The organism is Niabella yanshanensis (assembly GCF_034424215.1).
GTDB classification, from domain to species: domain Bacteria; phylum Bacteroidota; class Bacteroidia; order Chitinophagales; family Chitinophagaceae; genus Niabella; species Niabella yanshanensis.
Genome location: NZ_CP139960.1, coordinates 1,763,195 through 1,781,713 on the forward strand (window position 1 = coordinate 1,763,195; position 18,519 = coordinate 1,781,713).

Consider the following 18,519-nt stretch of genomic DNA (forward strand, 5'->3'; position numbering starts at 1 on the left):
TTTAAACAACATTGATTATCATTGCTGTTACAAGTTGTATACCTTTACCACAAGTCAGAAATCAATCATAATGAAAGCTCAGAATTATAAAAATCACATCAGATATTATCCTGCACATCATTTTGTGTTTTACCCGGTGGCGCTGATACTCTCCTTCGTGGCAGGATACAAGGCTATTAAGGCTGAAGGGGAACTTCAATCCATCTGGCTATTTATTTTGCTGCTATTGATACTCATTATCTGGGTTTCATTTATGTTGCGCCAGCATTACGCGCTGACCCTGCAAAACCGGCTGGTTCGCCTTGAACTGCGCCATAAATATTCGATGCTTACCGGAAAGGATTTTGAACCGATCGAATCAAAATTATCTTTCGGACAAATTGCTGCACTTCGTTTTGCCCCGGATGAAGAATTAGTGCCGCTGGTGATGAGGGCGGTTAAGGAAAACCTTTCACCTAAAACTATAAAGGAAAGTATTATTAACTGGAAAGCAGATGAAAGAAGGGTTTAAAGCTGCCTGCGTCGCTTCAGTTCTTTTTGAATCAAACCCAGCTCCCGACCGGTTTGTCCCTTAACCGAGGTATTTTCCTGTGCCCGGCGCATGAGATAAGGAATCACATCTTCAATAGGTCCGAAGGGAAGATACTTGCTCACGTTACAACCCGCTTTAGCCAGGTTAAAGGTAATGTTATCACTCATACCATATAGCTGACTAAAGCTTACATGAGGGTGGTTAAGAGGTATGTTTAATTGCCTGAGTTTATCCACTGCCAGCATATTACTATGTTCGTTGTGCGATGCCACGAGGAGACTTACTTTTTCTAAATTTTCTATACAAAGCGCTACACCCGCATCGAAATCGCGGTCACTGCTGGCTTTATCGGGCTGAATGGGAGACGGGTATCCCTTTTCTTCTGCACGTTTTCTTTCTTTTTCCATATAGGCGCCGCGTACCAGTTTCACACCCAAAATAAAACCTCGTTCCTTTCCGGCATCAATACAATCTTTTAAGAATTGTAGCCGGTCGTGCCGGTAATGTTGCACCGTGTTATAAATCACTACACGTTCCTTGTTAAAAGAATCCATCATTAACATCACCAATGCATCTACCGGATCCTGGATCCATGTTTCTTCTGCATCTACCAGCATTCCCACATTGCTCTCGGCAGCTTTCTCACAAACCCGCATCATTCTTAAACGAACCTGGTGCCATTCTTCGCGCTCTTCAATGCTTAATTCTTCCAAAGCGCCCAGGTATTTCTTAATAAGTGAGCCATGTTTGCGGTGCATAAGCTCATCTAATTTTTCCAACAAGGCAAATCGGGTGAGACCGGTAACCTTCACGCTCATAAAAGGTATATTGGGCTGTGTTGCTGCATAATCGATTACCTTTATAAACTCGGTAGCAGCCTGATCATATTCCGCATCGCCCCCTTCTCCACCTTCTACACCATAGTCAAGTATGACATCCACGTTATACCTACCCAAAGTCTGCGCTACGCCAGCTGTTTGCTGCAGTGTTTCGCCCCCGGCAAATTGTTTAAAGATCGTTCCACGTATTAATCCTTTAACAGGCAATTTGGCCCTGATAGCCCAGGGGGTGAGCCGCGTACCCAATTTTACCAGCATGGGATTACCCATCAAACCAAACAGGGTGCGGGCCTGCTTCAGCTCTTTGTCTGATTTATATTGAAAAGCAAATTCTGTATTATTAAAAGATATTCCGGGTACGCTCATGGCGGCAAAAATAGCATGAAGCATTTTATTTTAATGCAATTGTTTGCACAACCGTTTGAGCAAACGAGCTCCCAGCTTACTACTTAAGCACTCAGGTACCATTTCGCTGATGTACGGCTACAAGCCTGTATAAACGGCAATAAAAAATGCCATGCTTTGACACATGGCATATAAAACAAATAAAACAGATACGCTCTTTTATAATAGCCCTGCTAATTCCAGGCTCTTCTTTCTCAGTTTCCGCTCCTCAATGCTTTCCAGTATAGGATCCGGCTCAAGAATCAAAGAAGTGCCGTTTTCTTTCCACCAGGTGCTGTTCTTCAACTTTTGCAAGGCTATTACCCCCGACAAATACTTTCTATCTTCCTGTGCATGCCACTGCTCAATCCATTCAAAATCTTCAGTGGGAACGTTCTTAACATCACTGAAACTCACATAAACCTTCAAATAAATATCGTCGTTTAATTGATTAGGCTCATGATGGTACAACTTCTTATATTCATACTTATAACCATATCGCAGTGCGGACAGATCGCTCAAAACAGCAGAAGCTGTAGGGAAACTGCCGGCCCCTTTACCATAAAAAAACTGTTGGTCGGCAAAGCCACTTTCAATAACAACACCATTGTACTCATTCTTTACAAAGGATAACGGATTATCTGCCGTAACAAACTGGGGTAACACAAACGCACCCACCCCACCACCGGTCAGCTTTTTAGCCTGAGCTACCAAACGGATCTGTTGCCCGCGTGCTTTGGCTACCGCCGCGTCCGACTTGTGAATATTCTGAATTCCCGTGAATAAGATCTGGTCGGGTGTTGTAATAATACCATAAGCATGACAAAGGAAAATCGCCCATTTGTTCAAGGCATCAAATCCCTCCACATCAAGGGTAGGGTTGCTCTCGGCAAAGCCTAATTGTTGCGCTAACAATAAAGCTTCTTTGAAACCCAGATTTTCATCGAACATTTTAGTAAGAATGAAATTCGTGCTCCCGTTTACAATGGCACGTATGCTATGTAGTAAATCATTGTCGTAATATTCCTCCAGGTTACGGATAGCAGGTATAGAAGCACATGCCGAAGACTCATACAAAAAGGACTTTCCTGTTTTTTGTTGTAAATCCAGCAACTCCTGGAGATGCTCGGCAATCATCTTTTTACTGGAGCTCACCACCTCTTTTTTATTTTTCAAAGCGGTCTTTACGATTTCGAAAGCAGCAACAGAGTCATCAATCACTTCCACTATCACGTTAATCTCTTTATCTTCCAGCAGGTCATTTTTATCTGTAGTAAAAAGCTCATCCGGCGCATTTCGTTTCTTACCCGGATTTTTAATACATACTTTTTTAATAGAAGCACTTAAAGACGGGGTTTGCTTCAGTACTTTATATAATCCTTCCCCTACCACTCCAAAACCAAACATCCCAATCACCAATTGTCTATGTTTACTCATTATATTATAGTTGTAAAATTTTAATTATTCATTGCTCATTACCTGTTCTTTCTCCAGAAAATGGCTGATCGCCTCCGTGAGTTGTTCAAACTCCAATAAAAATCCGTCATGTCCATAGTCGGATAAAATCAATTTCACATGTGCTTCCGGGATATGACTGGCTATAAATTCCTGCTCATAGGGAGGAAACAGGATATCCCCCTCCATACTCAATGCCAGGGTTTTCGCTTGAATGCTGTTTAAAGCGGCTACCACGCTCCCCCTGCCTCTGCCCAAATTATGAGAGTCCATACTTTTGGTTAAGGCATAGTAACTAAAAGCATTAAATCTTGCCGAAAGTTTTGAACCCTGGTATCGCTGATAGCTTTCGCTCTTAAATCCTTCGATCAGCTCATCACTGGCTTCCGACTGGGTTTTATTATAAGCCAGATCGGTTCTATAAGACAGCAAAGCTATGCTCCGGGCTACTTCTAAACCCTTTCTACCGGCATCATCTGCCTCATTCTGCCAGCTGGCATCAGCTTCAATGGCCAATCTTTGTGAGGCATTGAAGGCTTTCCCCCAGGGTGAATGCACCGCATTGGTAGCTATCGGAAAAATGTATTCAAAAAGCTCAGGATCCTGCACGGCCCACTCCATCAGCTGTTGTCCTCCGGTACTTCCGCCTATTCCTACTTTGATCTTTGTAATTCCCAAACGGGCTTGCAACAGGCGGTAAGCATGTACCATGTCCCTTATCGTAAAAAAAGGAAATTGATGATAGTAAGCCGTCCCGGTTGAAGGATTAACATCGAGGGGACTGATGCTGCCGTAGCAGCTACCCGGCATATTTACGCAAATAATAAAGTGTTTGGCAGGGTCGAATACCCGTCCCTGCCCTATCATGTCAGGCCACCACTCATGCGGACAGCTATTAGCTGTTAACGCATGAAATATCCATACGATATTATCACCTTTCTTGCTTAACGTTCCATACGTAGTATAAGCCAGGTGCAGGTTCTGCAACACTGCTCCACTCTCCAGTACAAACAACCCGCTATACTTAAAAACCTCTTGCTTCATATTGATAAAAAACTGTCTCAACGCTATTGCCCTGAGACAGTTTTAATTTGTGTTATGCGAATACAGCAGCAAAAGCCTGCTCAAAATCCGCTTTTATATCATCTATATATTCTATACCGGCACTGATGCGTATCAGGTTATCCAATACACCCGCGCCTTTTCTTTCTTCATCGCTCAATTGCTCGTGCGTAGTAGAAGCCGGATGAATAGCCAGCGTTTTAGCATCACCCACATTAGCCAGGTGGCTTACCAACTTTAAACTATCAATAAACTTCTTGCCGTTCTCTATACCGCCTTTTATTCCAAACTGCAGTACGCCTCCAAAACCATTGGTCAGGTATTTTTTAGCCAACTCATGGTATTCGTTGCTTTCCAGGCCCGGATACCATACAAATTCTACCTGATCGTGTGCTTCCAACCACTTAGCCAGAGCCAATGCATTATCGACAGTGCGTTGCACCCGTAACGATAAGGTTTCAATTCCCTGTAATAGCAGGAAAGAATTAAAAGGACTCAGTGCCGGACCAAAATCTCTCAATCCTTCCACGCGCGCCCTGATAGCAAATGCAATGTTAGGCAGGCCGAGCGGATTACCTTCCCCAAAAACTTCCCAGAACTTCAGACCATGATATCCATCTGAAGGCTCCGTAAAATGTGGAAATTTACCGTTCCCCCAGTTGAAATTTCCCCCATCAATGATAACACCACCAATGCTTGTACCGTGGCCGCCTATCCACTTTGTGGCCGAATTCACTACAATATTAGCTCCATGCTCAATGGGTTTGAACAGGTAACCGCCGGCTCCAAATGTATTGTCAACAATCAATGGGATATCGAATTCCTTTGCTAATGCCACGAACTTTTCAAAATCCGGTATATTCAATTTGGGATTGCCAATGGTTTCCAGGTAAATAGCTTTGGTTTTATCGTCAATTCTGGTCCGGAAGCTGTCCACATTATCACCTTCTGCAAACCGCGCTTCAATACCCAATCTTTTAAAAGCAACCTTGAACTGGTTATAAGTACCACCGTATACAAAAGATGTGCTTACGAAATTGTCCCCTGCTTCAAGGATATTGGTAATGGCTAAAAATTGTGCGGCCTGTCCTGAAGCAGTCGCAACCGCAGCCACACCCCCTTCTAAGGCTGCCAGCCTTTGCTCAAATACATCCGTAGTGGGGTTCATGATACGGGTATAGATATTTCCAAACTCTCTTAATCCAAAGAGATTCGCCGCATGTTCGGCATTTTTGAACTGGTAAGAAGTAGTTTGATAAATGGGCAAAGCCCGGCTTCCGGTTGTGGGATCGGGTTGCTGACCGGCGTGTAATTGTAAAGTGTCGAAATGTAGTTTCTGGCTCATAAAAATGTTTATAAGAATGAAGAATAAAATGGAATAACCGCAAAAAATAGTATGGAAAGGCCTGAGCCTTAGAAGATATATTATGCCCGCAGGGGCATACAACGCATACAGCAACACATTGCAAAGGCAATGGTAGAAGAAGATCCTGTATGTGTTTGTTGAAACATCTCCTCTAAAATATTTCCATTTTTTGTTATTACAAAATAAAATTCATTTTGGCTTTCCATTCAGGTAATATACCCGGCAAGAAAAGCAATAAAAAAGCCCGCCAGATAAGCAGGCGGGCTTCACATATTAATGAGATGTTTGAATTTGAAACTACCGGCTTATCTTTCTCCGAATAAAATCCGGAGTTGGAATTGGCACCTTGTTCCATTAAACCGGGAACAGGTTGCCAAGGCTTCACAGGGCCATACCCTCTGCCTTTCTTGATAAGTATATAAAAGAACGAGGCGCAAATATAAAGCAGAAATATCAAATAAAAAACTGTTCTGTCAAAGAAACCAATTTAAAATATATAGCCTACTGAAAGGCCAAAACCAATATTTCTTAGCTTGTTAGTAGATGTAACACCTTTATTGTCGGGATAAATATTGGCTAAACCCAGCTGCGCATTAACCTGGAATGATAGTCGGTCATTAAACTCATATCCTTCCAATATCTGAACGCCATAATCCCATGTTTTACCATAAGCCCATTTTCCCTCTTTAAGGTCGGCTACATCGTCCAGAAATTGGAGGTTAGCGCTTTGATCGTTCCGTACCACAACTCCTTCTTCTATTTTTTTATCATAGTTCTGTCCTCTGCCACCAATGCCATAAGCGATATACGGCCCTGCTCCCAGTAAAAGGCGGCCTTTCCCAAGCCTGGGTGCATACAGGATGTTTACCGGCATTTCTATGTAATAGGGATTCATATAAGATTCAAAAGAAGCAGTCTCTCCAACATTTTTGATGCGATAGCCTTTGGTGCTAAACAAGACTGCAGGCTGTACATAAAAATTATTCGCAATCAGATAATCATAGGTTACACCTACATGAAAACCCGGATTCAGCTTGGGATCTCCATATAACTCATTGCCATTTCCATCCCTGGAGATCACATTATAGGCGTTAAAACCGGCCCGAACACCTAGCTGAGCCTTAGCGGAACCAAAGATTCCCAAAAAAGAAGTCAGCATCAGCACCAATAAAAACGGTCTTAATCTCATAAGCTTTAAATTTTAAGTTAACTGCAAATATAAACGATGTTGGCGTCTAAGACGCAGTAAGATTTAGATCCGCAACAGTGCTACAAAAAGTTAAAATTTAGCCTGTTAGCTATCCAAACAATAAAGCCTTCGGCTGTAACCGAAGGCTTCGAATATCCAGATATTATTGACTTAGAATTTGTATCCAACCGTTACTCCGAACGAAGTGTTGTTGATAGTCGCCGGGTTATCAGTATCAGGCAATTTCACCAGTCCCAAATTAGCATTCAGGTTTAAAGAAACTCCATTGCTAAGTTGATACCCTGCCAATAATTTTCCACCAGCATCGAATTTCTTAAAACCTGCCTGATCCCAATCTCTTTTTATCGTCAGATCACCGCCGGTTCCCTTAACTTGTCCAATGCCCAGCCCCACATATGGACCAACACCTAACAGGAGATGGCCATTACCTAATTCTGGCTGATATTGGAAAGTAATAGGCAATTGAAGATAATTCAATTGTACTTTCGCGTCAAAACCGTCTATTTTAGCACCATTCTGCACGTAGCTCAATCCAGGTTGAACAACAAAATCATCGGCAATACCTATATCATAGGTTACACCAGCCTGAAATCCTGTTTTTAATTTATATGCATCCGGAGCATCTTTCCCGGTAATATTGGAGAAATTAACTCCTGCATTCACACCAAAACGGCCTGCCTGCGCATTCGATTGTAACGCTGTTAAACTAAACGCTGTAAATAACAAACCTCCAAATAGTAATTTTTTGAGTTTCATCAGTATAATTTTTTATGTAATAAATGGTCTGATGGAGCTTCGCACAAAACGCTGCGAATATAGTTCCATAAGATACGGATTAAAAATGCGAACCGATTGATCAGGTAAACGGACAACAAGACCATTTACCTTAAAGTTTTCTGATTATTTTGTGCCTGCTTCTTTAGCGGCGTCAGATTTCATCTTGTCGTTTGCAGTGATCAGGAATTCCACACGACGGTTTTTAGAACGGCCGTCGGGTGTATCGTTTGAGTATTTAGGATTTCTCAAACCATACCCGATAGTGCTTAACCTTTGCAGGCCAATTCCTTTATCTGCCAGATAATTGGATACAACAGAGGCCCTTCTTTCAGATAAGGCCTGGTTGTACTTTTCTGTACCGGTATTATCGGTATGCCCCTGTATTTCCACATCTGTATCAGGATATTTATTCAAAATGGTGATCAGGTCGTCTAAGGTAGATTTGGATGCAGTAGTTAGTGCAGCCTGGTCAAAACCAAATAATACGGCACTGCTGAATTCTACCACGATGCCTTCTTCGACCCTTTCCACTTTCGCACCCGGTACCTCCTGCTTGATCTCTTCCGCCTGCTTATCCATTTTTTTTCCAATAATAGCTCCCGCAGTACCACCAACAGCGGCACCAATGATAGCTCCTAAAGCTGTGTTACCTGTAGCTTTACCAATTACCGCGCCTACGGCAGCACCACCACCAACACCAATGGCCGCACCTTTTTGAGTTCTGGTTGCACTTTCGCAACCTGCTAAAGTTAAACCTGCAAAAGCAGTGGCGAATAATGTTGTTTTAACAATTTTCATCGAATAAGTTTTTAAGATTTATAATATTAAAGCTGCAAAAATAAATGCTAACATCAAACATATATGCTTTTATTTTCACCTGACCCTAATCTTCTCATGTCCCTAACAGGCAGTTAACAAACTACGTGCCAGTGAATTTTGAATATAGACAAATGAACATATAAAAAGGTTGCCTTACGAGGCAACCTTTTACAAATTTTTATAGGACATTGTTTACTGCTGTGTGTTAACAGGCGCTGCAGCTACTTCTACAACTTTGGTCAACACATAATTGGTTCCCTTGGCAAGGGAAGTTTTTTTCTTATCTTTTTTCTCTGACTTTTTTGCATTTTCTTGCGTTGCATCAACTTCCTCAGCTGAAACCTCCATTGCAGTACTATCGTCCGCTGTCATTTCAGGGAATATAGCTGCAGGATTTTCTTCATCAAACTTAGCACCTACATTCACATATAATTTATGACTCGCTGAATCAAAAATCAACGTACCCTCTTTTAATGATTTGCCTGAGTATCTTGGCGATGGTTTTCCGGTTCCATCAGTAGTAGCAGCATCATCAGTAGCCACTACACCGTCTACATCATTCTGAAGTGTTTTCTGTACCGGGATTTTATAGGTACTGGGTGATAATTTCAGATCTGCTTTAAATTTACCCTGTGGCATACCATTCACCCAAACAACCCCTTTATTTTCAGCATCCCTCGTTATAGTAACACTTGCAACTGCTCCCTCTTTATCTACATAGTCGTACTTACCCAGTACCGGAAATATCATTTCATCCGTTAATTCCCCGGGCATAGGAGCTAACTCCTTAGGCTGTGGCTTGTAATTCCGGGGTACTTCGGGCGTAGCAGATGTTTGAGCATAAGATGTGGCAGCTATAGTTAAAGAGAGCACCGCTGCTAAAAGAAAGTTCTTTTTCATTTGTCGTTTTTTTACGGTTTTAATGGTCACACCAGGATTGGGTTAAAAGCTACCTGCATCCCGGTCTTGTTTATATTAAAATCCAATAAGGTCCCGTATCACCGTATGACGCTATTGGAATCAATCCATCTAAAAAGAAATTATTATGCCAAAATTTATTTACCGTCGATTAAACCTTTATTTTAGATTTTAGTTATGATTTAGATCCGCACTAATTTTGCACGTACTAAATTCACAAAAAACGAGGGGAATAAATTGAAAAATAAAGACTTAAATACGATTGATGTTACCGGTGCAAGGGTCCACAACCTGAAAAACATCGATATATCTATACCCAAGAACGAATTGGTAGTTATCACCGGCATTAGCGGCAGCGGGAAATCCTCCCTGGCATTTGACACCATTTATTCAGAGGGGCAACGTCGTTATATGGAAACATTTGGCGCCTATGCACGCCAGTTTATTGGTGATATGGAGCGGCCGGATGTGGATCAGATCACAGGCCTTTCCCCTGTAATCTCAATTGAACAGAAGACCACCAATAAAAACCCCCGATCAACAGTAGGTACCGTTACCGAGGTATATGATTTTTTCCGTTTGTTTTATGCACGGGTAGGCGAAGCCTATTCCTACAACACGGGCAAAAAAATGGTGAAGTGGAGCGAAGAAGAAATCGTGGAAAATATTTTCGATCGGTTTAATGGCAAAAAAATAAACCTGCTGGCTCCATTAGTAAGAGGGCGCAAAGGCCATTATCGGGAACTATTTGAAGATGTACGCAAGAAGGGATTTTTAAAAGTTCGTGTCGATGGGGAGATCAAAGACATTACAGCAAAAATGCAGGTAGATCGTTACAAAATCCATGACATTGAATTGGTAGTGGACCGGCTGCAGGTAACAGGTGATTTAAAAGCACGACTGAGTCAGAGCGTTCAGCAGGGTTTAAAGCTAGGCAAAGACCTGCTCTTTGTATTGGTGAATGATGAAACAGAAGTTACCCAATATTCAAAAATGCTGATGTGTGAAGACACAGGGATCGGTTACGAAGAGCCTTCTCCTAACTCCTTTTCTTTTAATTCGCCCTATGGTGCCTGCCCCTATTGCCGTGGCCTGGGCACCAGTTCGGTGATCAATATGAACCTGGTGCTGCCCGACACTTCCAAGACTATTAAAGAAGGGGGCATTGCTCCGTTAGGCGAAGAAAGGGAAGCCAGTGTATTTAAGCAGGTAGAAGCTTTTGCCAGAAAACACAAGATCAACCTGGGTAAACCCCTTAAAGATATACCACAAGCCCAGCTCGACCTGTTATTATATGGGGATGGAGATGCCGTTCAGTCATTACATCTTGACGGAACAGATGAGTCCATTCCTGATTATTATTCCGGAAGTTACGAGGGCATTATTCCGATGCTCAAGCGCTGGTATCTTTCTACGCAAAGTAATGAAGGGTTACGCGAGTGGGTAGAAAAATTCATGGAACTGCAGCCCTGCCCTTCCTGCAACGGCGACCGTTTAAAAAAGGAAAGCCTCTGGTTTAAGATCGATAATAAAAATATTGCTTATTTAAGCAACCTCAACCTGGATAACCTGGCGGCATGGCTGGATGGCATTGAATTGCGCCTGAGCAAAAAACAAAATGCGATCGCAAAAGATATCCTCAAAGAAATAAGAGAGCGTTTAGGCTTTTTACTGGATGTAGGGCTTACCTACCTATCGCTGAACCGGCCCAGCAGAACCTTGAGTGGTGGTGAGTCGCAAAGGATAAGGCTGGCAACACAAATAGGATCACAATTGCAGGGCATCACTTATATATTGGACGAGCCCTCTATTGGTTTACATCAAAGAGACAACCAGCGTCTTATTCACTCTTTACAAAACCTGCGCGATATTGGCAACAGCGTTTTAGTAGTGGAGCATGATAAGGACATTATGCTGGCAGCCGACTACCTGATCGATATCGGCCCTCGTGCGGGGCATCATGGGGGGCGCGTAGTAGCACAAGGAACACCTGAAGAAATTTTAAAGCTGGATACCATCACCGCAGGGTACTTAAATGGGCATCTAAAAATAGAAACTCCAAAGGAACGCCGCAAAGGCAATGGAAAATTTGTAGAACTAAAAGGTGTAACCGGTAATAATCTTCAGGGTGTAAGTGTGAAACTCCCCCTGGGTAAAATGATTGTAGTTACCGGCGTAAGTGGCAGCGGCAAGTCTACATTAATTAATGAAACCCTTTATCCTATTTTAAGCAATCATTGTTTCCCTGCCAGCAAAATGCAGGCGATGCCGCATAAATCAGTAAAAGGATTGGAGCATATCGACAAGGTGGTAGAGATTGACCAGTCGCCCATTGGACGAACACCGCGCAGTAATCCTTCTACTTACTGCGGATTTTTTACTGATATCAGGACTTTATTTGCCTCGGTACCTGAAGCCAAGATACGCGGGTATAATGCAGGCCGGTTTTCATTTAATGTAAAAACCGGCCGCTGTGATGTTTGTGAAGGCGGCGGTATGCGTGTTATTGAAATGAATTTCCTGCCCGATGTATATGTGCCCTGTGAGAAATGTAACGGCAAAAGATATAACCGGGAGACGCTGGAAATACGTTATAAAGGCAAATCGATTTCAGATGTATTAGACATGACCGTTGATGATGCTGTTGTATTCTTCCAGGCAGTGCCCAATATATTCAGGAAAATAAAAACCTTACAGGACGTAGGTTTGGGCTATATTACATTAGGGCAAAGCGCCGTAACACTCAGCGGCGGTGAAGCACAACGGGTAAAGCTCAGTACCGAGCTTTCAAAAAAAGATACCGGCAAAACTTTTTATATCTTAGATGAACCGACTACGGGCCTGCATTTCGAGGACATTAAGCACCTGATTGCTGTTTTGGATAAGCTGGCCGACAGGGGCAATACGGTATTGATTATTGAACACAATATGGACGTGATCAAGATCGCAGACCATATTATTGACCTGGGACCGGAGGGCGGAGATGGCGGTGGTCAGATCTTATTTGAAGGCACGCCTGAAGGACTCATAAGATGTAAAGAAAGCTATACTGGCCATTTTCTTAAAACCGAACTTAATTAAACACTATGCATATCGACAACCTGAGCGATCTGCCCGACTGGGATGATGAAAGACTTCCGCTGGATGATGAAGAAGGTGAAGAATGGAAGCCGAACCCCACCAGGGAAGCCTGCAAAGCACTTTACCAGAAATGGAAGGAGATCATGCTGATGCTGAAAGGCGCTTTGGACACTACCAAATCTGAGGAAGCCGAAAGCATTTCTTACACCGACGATTTAAAATACATGGTGTTAGGCGATGCATACGAAGTGGGTGTAAAGATCAGGAGTTCTGAAGTGGGAAGCATGTATGTGCTTCGTATGGAGAATGCTGCTATCATTCGTAAGAATGCACAACACGTAGCCAGCTCGCTGCTTACTCTGGGTGCTGAAGATGAGACCGAAGAGCAATATGTTGATTTGATCAGGGCAGAGATTGACCAGTTCAGGGAATTGTTCAAAATATGGATCGGCACTTTTGAAAAAGATGAATACACAGATGACTGGGGGCTATTTGTATAAACAGCCCCAATCACCACTATTTTTGGTTGATCACCGTTTCAATGATCAAAAATTCACTTTCCTCATTGCAATCAATAGAAATTTTATCGGTATCCCAGATGCCAATAGCATCACGCCCAGGTACCGGCTGGCCGTTTACAGTAATGTCACCTGAAATATTGAATACAAAGAGACACATATTCTCCGGCCGGAACTGGTAGTTAATCTGTTGGCCCTTTTCAAAATAACCCAGGGAAAGTTTAGCATTCTGGTTGATCCAGCAATGGGCCAAACCTTCTTCACTTGAAATAATGGTAACCAGCTGGTTCTTTCTTTGTGCTTTTGGAAAGCTGCGGGTTTGATAACGCGGACTGATATTTTGTTGTTTGGGATAGATCCATATCTGCAAAAAATTCACATTCTCTTCACCAATATTATATTCCTCATGCTTTAGGCCGCTACCGGCGCTCATAATTTGCACCCCACCTTCTTCAATCACAGTGCTGTAACCCATGGTATCTTTATGATTCATCTTTCCCTTCAATAATATCGAGATGATCTCCATATTAATATGGGGGTGGATACCAAACCCCTTTCCCACTTGCAGGTAATCATCATTAAAAGCGAACAAAGTACCGAAGGCACTTTTGACCGGATTATAATAATTACTGAAACTAAACACAAAATTACTGCGTAGCCAACCGATATCTTTGGTACCGCGATCCACCGAAGGAAATAAAACTGTTTCCATATTTTTTGATTTCTTTAATAATTTAAGTAAAACGTTTCAAGCCTAAGACCTTACTTAAAAATAAGGCTGTTGGCCAGGCTGATCTCATCAGTGTTGATGGTATGTCCCATGCCGGGATATATCTTCTCCGTAACATCAGCCCCCATTGATTTCAGCAAGTTTACGGAATCGTGCACCCGTTCAACCGGCACATGAAAGTCGGGATCACTGGTCCCGATGAAAACCGGTGTTTTATCAAAATTACCTTTATAATGATCGCTATAAATACGGTCACCGATCAGGCCGCCGGTAAAAGCCACTGCTCCGCCATACCTTGCAGCATTGCGGGTTATATATTCCAGTGTTAAACAGGCCCCCTGGGAAAAACCTGCAAAATAGATTTGCTCTTTCGCAATGCCTTTGGCTATAGCAGCTGCCACGGTGACCTTTATCAATGCCAGGGCGCCATCCAGCCATGGCTGGTTCTGCGCAAGAGGTACGATAAACGATTGGGGATACCAGCTGTTGTTAGTGGCCTGCGGGGCTAGTAACAAGTAATCTTTTACATTGAGATGATCAGCCAGTGATAAGATATCTGCTGCCCTGGCGCCCCTGCCATGTAATAGGATTAACGCCTTTGAAGGTTCATTAATATTTCCCGCTGTTATAATGTTTTCTGAATGCATAATATGCTTTTAAAAAATTATTGAATTATCCGGGTAGAACACACTTGGACATTTAAGCGCGGTTTGAATCCCGGTTTAACCACGAAGACATCAGGCCGCCGAGCCACGCTAAAGTGTCTCTCCACTTTTCCTCGCGCCGTAGCACCCTGGCGGTTAAATACCCAACTCACTTCAGCACCGGTAATACTTTCTCTATCTCGCTTCTGGAAGGCTCATACTGTTTAGGCAGCTTCAATGCAGTACCCAATTCAGCTAAGGGCTCATCTACTGTAAAACCGGGATTATCCGTAGCTATTTCAAAAAGCACACCACCGGGTTCGCGGAAATAAAGGGAGTAGAAATAGTCACGGTCTATCTTAGGGGTTATCTGGTGACCCGCACTTAAAATCTTTTCACGGAAATTCATCTGCACCTGGTCGTCTTTTACCCTGAATGCAATATGGTGATTGGTGCCACCTGCGTTGTAGCCGGGCTTGGCAGACTCATCTAACGATATATCAATGATGTTCGCCTCATGAACAGCATTGGTCATAAACCTGTAGCGATTCCCTTCCTGTTCCGTTTGCTGGTAGCCGAATATATCGGTAAGAATTTTCGCTGTTGGCTCTAAACGGTTCAAGGTTAGTGTGGTATTATAAAAACCTTTGGTGGCTACTTCCTGCGCTACTGCCGGCGTTGCATACCCTTTACGGCCATCTGTAGATTTGGGCACAATTAAGCTCAGGTTCAGACCATCCGGATCGGTAAAAGGTAAATATTGCTCACCAAAGCGCTCTGTAACATCACCCGTTTCTACCTGGTAGCGGTTCAGTCGTTCTTTCCAAAACTCCAGGCTTCCTTCAGGAACAGCATAAGCGATCTCCGTTGCCATACCTGCTCCTGTCCGCCCTTTAGGTATTCCCTGCCAGGGAAAAAAGGTTAAGATAGTACCCGGAGCGCCTTCTTCATTACCATAATAAAAGTGATAGGTACCCGGATCATCAAAGTTGACGGTTTTCTTTACCAACCTCAATCCTAACACCTGTGTATAAAAATTAAAATTTTCCTGTGCATTGCCTGCTATCGCAGTGATGTGATGCAGTCCTAATATTTTATTGTCCATAATTATTGTCCTTAATTGTTCCACAAAATTGAGACAATAACAGTTGAAAGGAAATAAGGTAGATTAACTGCACCACTTAACCTGGTTCAAGTGATTTTTCAGGAATTTACCATTTCAATATGATCAATACCTGCATCGTCATAAATATCGCTGCATTGTTCAAACCCAAGTAGCTCATAGAATTTTTTCAAATGATATTGCGCTCCGATCTTTATAGCGGCCTTTCCAAATATCTGATTGCTTCGGGCAATGCTCTCCTGCATCAATAGTTTTCCTGTTCCCGATTTGCGGGCTTCCTTTTTCAATACCACCCTTCCTATCGACTGTTCCGTATAACTTACGCCCGGGGGAATTAAACGTGCATACGCCAATAGTATTCCATCTTTCCATCCCATCAGGTGGTAGCTTTTGGGGTCCTTGCCATCTACATCCTGGTAGTAGCAATGCTGCTCTACCACAAACACCTCGCTACGCAGCTGCAATAGGCCGTACAGCTCTTCCAGTGTGAGTTCATTAAATGATTTGCAAATCCAATTGATCATAAATTCAGGTTGACTTTTTAATACTACCGTTGGCAACATAAAAAATAAATCGCAAACAATTAAATTTATACCCTAAAGTGTATTTGATGCAAAAATTATTTTTCCTTTTCATTTTTAGCTGCTATTTTCCAACTGCTTCCGCCCAAAACAAGCTGGCGCCTCTAACCGTACAAAAAATAATGCGCGATCCGAAGTGGATGGGCAGTTCGCCTTCCCAACCTCAATGGAACCGCACCGGGGATACTTTGTATTTTTTATGGAACCCTGACAAAAAACCTGCGGACTCGCTTTATTTTATCACGCTCAACAATCGCAAACCGCAAAAAACTACCGTTGCGCAAAGGCAGTTCTTATCAAGACCGGGCAGCTACGTGTATAACCTGGCCCGCACCCGTTATGTATTTGAGAAGAATGGCGACATTTTCTTTACAGATATCGCCGCCCGTATTACCAGGCGCGTTACGAATACCATCGAAGCCGAGAGTAACCCGCAGTTTAGCTTTGGAGAGAAAAAGATCGTTTACACCCGTAACAGTAACCTGTATGCCTGGGATATTGCAACCGGCGAAACTGAACAACTCACCAATATCGGCACCGGTAGTAACCATTTTGGAAGCAAGCCAACAGGAGGAAAAGAAGAAGAGTGGTTAAAAAACGACCAGCTGGTAAACTTTGACGTGTTAAGAGAAAGGAAAGCAAAAAATGACACCAGCGACGCTTACCGCAGGGCCTTACCCAAGGAAAAAGCACTTCGTTACCTGCTGGTACGTGAAGGATCTGTAAGAGGCTTAAACATTAGTCCTGACGGGCGTTTTGTAAGTTATCGTGCATTTAAACCGGCAACCACCAAAAATACCATCATTCCCGACTATGTAACAGAAAGTGGCTATACTACTGATATCTCCGGCAGAAATAAGGTAGGCGCTGAACAGGGCAGTTCAGCTTTTTATATTTACGACAGGAAACAAGATACAGTGCTAACACTGCCCCTTGAATCTATTCCCGGTATCAGGGACTTGCCCGATTACCTGAAAGATTATCCTAAAGCTTTTGATAAAAGAAAAAAAGAAGGTGCACTAAGGTCAGTTTCCGTTTATGGTGTTTCCTGGTCGTCCAAGGGTAAGCACCTGGTAGTTGAAATTCATTCGGATGATAACAAGGACCGCTGGCTGATGCATTGGGATATGCAGATCAATAAGCTGATACTGCTTGATCGCCAGCGTGATGAAGCCTGGATCGGCGGTCCCGGTATCAACGGCAACAGCATGGGCTGGATCAATGAGGATCTATTCTGGTTTCAATCCGAAAAAACCGGTTACTCACATTTATATACCATCAACCTGTTGAACCTGCAGCAGAAGGCGCTCACATCCGGTAACTATGAAATACAGGAAGCTATTCTTTCGCAAAACAAAAAATTCTTTTACATCACTACCAATGAGGTGCATCCGGGCGAAAAGCATTGCTACCAGCTCCATATTGCTACGGGTAAAAAAGAACGTATCACTACAATGACAGGTGCTAATGAAACCAGCCTGTCACCAGATGAAAAAAATATCGCTGTATTGCACTCTTATTCCAATAAGCCCTGGGAGCTATACCTGCAGCCTGCAAAAGCAGGCGCGACTGCTCAGCAAATAACTTTTAAAGCACAAAGCGAGGAATTTAAATCCTACACCTGGAGAGATCCTGAAGTTATTGCGTTTAAAGCCGCTGATGGGGCACTGGTATATGCCAGAATTTATAAGCCTGCGAATCCACATCCCAATAAGCCGGCTGTATTATTTGTACATGGCGCCGGTTACCTGCAAAATGCACATAAATGGTGGAGCAGCTATTTCAGGGAATTTATGTTTAATAATATGCTGGCTGACAATGGTTACTATGTAATGGATATTGATTACCGCGGCAGCGCCGGTTATGGCCGCGACTGGCGTACCGGAATCTATCGCTATATGGGTGGTAAGGATCTGAGTGATCATGTGGACGCTGCCAAATACCTGGTAGATACGTATGGAGTGAATCCTCAACATATTGGTTTGTACGGTGGATCCTACGGAGGCTTCATGACCTTAATGGCAATGTTCAACCAACCCGAAGTGTTCAAAGCAGGGGCAGCTTTAAGACCCGTTACAGATTGGGCCAATTACAACCACGGGTATACCTCTAACATATTAAATGAGCCCTATAACGATAGCCTGGCCTACTACCGCAGTTCACCCTTATATTTTGCCAACGGGTTAAAGGGAGATTTATTGATCTGTCATGGAATGGTAGATATAAACGTACATTACCAGGACGCCGTAAAGCTGGCACAACGCCTGATAGAACTAGGCAAAGACAATTGGGAGCTGGCCGGATACCCCATGGAAGATCATGGTTTCGTAGAACCCAGCAGCTGGACAGACGAGTACAAAAGAATTTTTAAGCTGTTTGAAACAGTGTTGAAGAAATAGCATCGCAATGATTTCTGCATTATATAAAAGCCAACGGTTAAACCGTTGGCTTCATTGTTATATACTCAGGTCTGACAGCTT

General features: G+C 43.0%; 16 protein-coding genes and 1 riboswitch. Of the genes, 4 read left to right on the forward strand and 12 right to left on the reverse strand.

Annotation, left to right across the window (positions count from 1 at the left end; translation table 11 throughout):
* Positions 1 to 70: 70 nt before the first annotated feature.
* Positions 71 to 511, forward strand: coding sequence for a DUF6526 family protein (locus tag U0035_RS06855; protein WP_114789270.1), 441 nt, complete (start codon positions 71 to 73; stop codon positions 509 to 511).
* Here the strand turns inward: U0035_RS06855 and U0035_RS06860 are convergent.
* The 8 genes from U0035_RS06860 to U0035_RS06895 all read right to left on the reverse strand — a co-directional run bounded on the left by U0035_RS06860 (position 508) and on the right by U0035_RS06895 (position 9,344).
* Complete coding sequence (locus tag U0035_RS06860) at positions 508 to 1,761, reverse strand: proline dehydrogenase family protein (RefSeq protein WP_245957589.1); 1,254 nt, start codon at positions 1,759 to 1,761, stop codon at positions 508 to 510. The genes U0035_RS06855 and U0035_RS06860 overlap by 4 nt on opposite strands.
* A gap of 174 nt (positions 1,762 to 1,935) precedes the next feature.
* Positions 1,936 to 3,192 carry a homoserine dehydrogenase gene (locus tag U0035_RS06865; protein WP_114789271.1) on the reverse strand — a complete coding sequence of 419 codons (1,257 nt, stop codon included), beginning with the start codon at positions 3,190 to 3,192 and terminating at the stop codon, positions 1,936 to 1,938.
* 24 nt (positions 3,193 to 3,216) lie between these two features.
* Positions 3,217 to 4,254, reverse strand: a complete 1,038-nt coding sequence (locus U0035_RS06870; protein ID WP_114789713.1) for a homoserine O-acetyltransferase family protein — start codon at positions 4,252 to 4,254, stop codon at positions 3,217 to 3,219.
* A 52-nt stretch (positions 4,255 to 4,306) separates the two neighbouring features.
* Positions 4,307 to 5,617, reverse strand: a complete 1,311-nt coding sequence (locus tag U0035_RS06875) for an O-acetylhomoserine aminocarboxypropyltransferase/cysteine synthase family protein (RefSeq protein ID WP_114789272.1) — start codon at positions 5,615 to 5,617, stop codon at positions 4,307 to 4,309.
* A 323-nt stretch (positions 5,618 to 5,940) separates the two neighbouring features.
* Positions 5,941 to 6,055: riboswitch (SAM riboswitch) on the reverse strand.
* A gap of 70 nt (positions 6,056 to 6,125) precedes the next feature.
* On the reverse strand, positions 6,126 to 6,827 hold the full coding sequence (locus U0035_RS06880) for a porin family protein (RefSeq protein WP_114789273.1): 702 nt from the start codon (positions 6,825 to 6,827) through the stop codon (positions 6,126 to 6,128).
* Positions 6,828 to 6,998: 171 nt separating this feature from the next.
* Positions 6,999 to 7,604, reverse strand: a complete 606-nt coding sequence (locus U0035_RS06885; RefSeq protein ID WP_114789274.1) for a porin family protein — start codon at positions 7,602 to 7,604, stop codon at positions 6,999 to 7,001.
* 144 nt (positions 7,605 to 7,748) lie between these two features.
* Positions 7,749 to 8,423 carry a YiaD family glycine zipper/OmpA-like lipoprotein gene (locus U0035_RS06890; protein WP_114789275.1) on the reverse strand — a complete coding sequence of 225 codons (675 nt, stop codon included), beginning with the start codon at positions 8,421 to 8,423 and terminating at the stop codon, positions 7,749 to 7,751.
* A 213-nt stretch (positions 8,424 to 8,636) separates the two neighbouring features.
* Positions 8,637 to 9,344: a hypothetical protein gene (locus U0035_RS06895; protein ID WP_114789276.1), complete on the reverse strand. Its 708-nt coding sequence runs from the start codon at positions 9,342 to 9,344 to the stop codon at positions 8,637 to 8,639.
* A gap of 255 nt (positions 9,345 to 9,599) precedes the next feature.
* Here U0035_RS06895 and uvrA point away from each other — a divergent pair, with 255 nt between their 5' ends.
* Together uvrA and U0035_RS06905 are read left to right on the forward strand one after the other, a co-directional pair.
* Positions 9,600 to 12,443: an excinuclease ABC subunit UvrA gene (uvrA, locus tag U0035_RS06900; RefSeq protein ID WP_114789277.1), complete on the forward strand. Its 2,844-nt coding sequence runs from the start codon at positions 9,600 to 9,602 to the stop codon at positions 12,441 to 12,443.
* 5 nt (positions 12,444 to 12,448) lie between these two features.
* The gene (locus U0035_RS06905; RefSeq protein WP_114789278.1) at positions 12,449 to 12,943 is read left to right on the forward strand and encodes a hypothetical protein; all 495 of its coding nucleotides are present in this window, start codon (positions 12,449 to 12,451) and stop codon (positions 12,941 to 12,943) included.
* A 16-nt stretch (positions 12,944 to 12,959) separates the two neighbouring features.
* Here the strand turns inward: U0035_RS06905 and U0035_RS06910 are convergent, their stop codons facing one another.
* The 4 genes from U0035_RS06910 to U0035_RS06925 form a co-directional block, all read right to left on the reverse strand.
* Positions 12,960 to 13,673 (reverse strand): pirin family protein, encoded by a 714-nt coding sequence (locus U0035_RS06910; protein ID WP_114789279.1) that lies wholly within the window; start codon positions 13,671 to 13,673, stop codon positions 12,960 to 12,962.
* Positions 13,674 to 13,723: 50 nt separating this feature from the next.
* Complete coding sequence (locus tag U0035_RS06915; RefSeq protein WP_114789280.1) at positions 13,724 to 14,338, reverse strand: alpha/beta hydrolase; 615 nt, start codon at positions 14,336 to 14,338, stop codon at positions 13,724 to 13,726.
* A 166-nt stretch (positions 14,339 to 14,504) separates the two neighbouring features.
* Positions 14,505 to 15,440, reverse strand: coding sequence for a ring-cleaving dioxygenase (locus U0035_RS06920; RefSeq protein WP_114789281.1), 936 nt, complete (start codon positions 15,438 to 15,440; stop codon positions 14,505 to 14,507).
* A gap of 98 nt (positions 15,441 to 15,538) precedes the next feature.
* Positions 15,539 to 15,982, reverse strand: coding sequence for a GNAT family N-acetyltransferase (locus U0035_RS06925; RefSeq protein WP_114789282.1), 444 nt, complete (start codon positions 15,980 to 15,982; stop codon positions 15,539 to 15,541).
* Between the two features lie 86 nt (positions 15,983 to 16,068).
* Between U0035_RS06925 and U0035_RS06930 the strand changes: the two genes are divergently transcribed.
* Positions 16,069 to 18,438 carry a S9 family peptidase gene (locus U0035_RS06930; RefSeq protein ID WP_114789283.1) on the forward strand — a complete coding sequence of 790 codons (2,370 nt, stop codon included), beginning with the start codon at positions 16,069 to 16,071 and terminating at the stop codon, positions 18,436 to 18,438.
* Positions 18,439 to 18,519: the final 81 nt, after the last annotated feature.

Excerpts from the sequence above, each read along its gene's own strand:
- U0035_RS06855 (WP_114789270.1), top strand. The coding sequence starts at position 71 with ATGAAAGCTCAGAATTATAAAAATCACATCAGATATTATCCTGCACAT.
- U0035_RS06860 (WP_245957589.1), bottom strand. The coding sequence starts at position 1,761 with ATGCTTCATGCTATTTTTGCCGCCATGAGCGTACCCGGAATATCTTTT.
- U0035_RS06865 (WP_114789271.1), bottom strand. The coding sequence starts at position 3,192 with ATGAGTAAACATAGACAATTGGTGATTGGGATGTTTGGTTTTGGAGTG.
- U0035_RS06870 (WP_114789713.1), bottom strand. The coding sequence starts at position 4,254 with ATGAAGCAAGAGGTTTTTAAGTATAGCGGGTTGTTTGTACTGGAGAGT.
- U0035_RS06875 (WP_114789272.1), bottom strand. The coding sequence starts at position 5,617 with ATGAGCCAGAAACTACATTTCGACACTTTACAATTACACGCCGGTCAG.
- U0035_RS06880 (WP_114789273.1), bottom strand. The coding sequence starts at position 6,827 with ATGAGATTAAGACCGTTTTTATTGGTGCTGATGCTGACTTCTTTTTTG.
- U0035_RS06885 (WP_114789274.1), bottom strand. The coding sequence starts at position 7,604 with ATGAAACTCAAAAAATTACTATTTGGAGGTTTGTTATTTACAGCGTTT.
- U0035_RS06890 (WP_114789275.1), bottom strand. The coding sequence starts at position 8,423 with ATGAAAATTGTTAAAACAACATTATTCGCCACTGCTTTTGCAGGTTTA.
- U0035_RS06895 (WP_114789276.1), bottom strand. The coding sequence starts at position 9,344 with ATGAAAAAGAACTTTCTTTTAGCAGCGGTGCTCTCTTTAACTATAGCT.
- U0035_RS06905 (WP_114789278.1), top strand. The coding sequence starts at position 12,449 with ATGCATATCGACAACCTGAGCGATCTGCCCGACTGGGATGATGAAAGA.
- U0035_RS06910 (WP_114789279.1), bottom strand. The coding sequence starts at position 13,673 with ATGGAAACAGTTTTATTTCCTTCGGTGGATCGCGGTACCAAAGATATC.
- U0035_RS06915 (WP_114789280.1), bottom strand. The coding sequence starts at position 14,338 with ATGCATTCAGAAAACATTATAACAGCGGGAAATATTAATGAACCTTCA.
- U0035_RS06920 (WP_114789281.1), bottom strand. The coding sequence starts at position 15,440 with ATGGACAATAAAATATTAGGACTGCATCACATCACTGCGATAGCAGGC.
- U0035_RS06925 (WP_114789282.1), bottom strand. The coding sequence starts at position 15,982 with ATGATCAATTGGATTTGCAAATCATTTAATGAACTCACACTGGAAGAG.
- U0035_RS06930 (WP_114789283.1), top strand. The coding sequence starts at position 16,069 with ATGCAAAAATTATTTTTCCTTTTCATTTTTAGCTGCTATTTTCCAACT.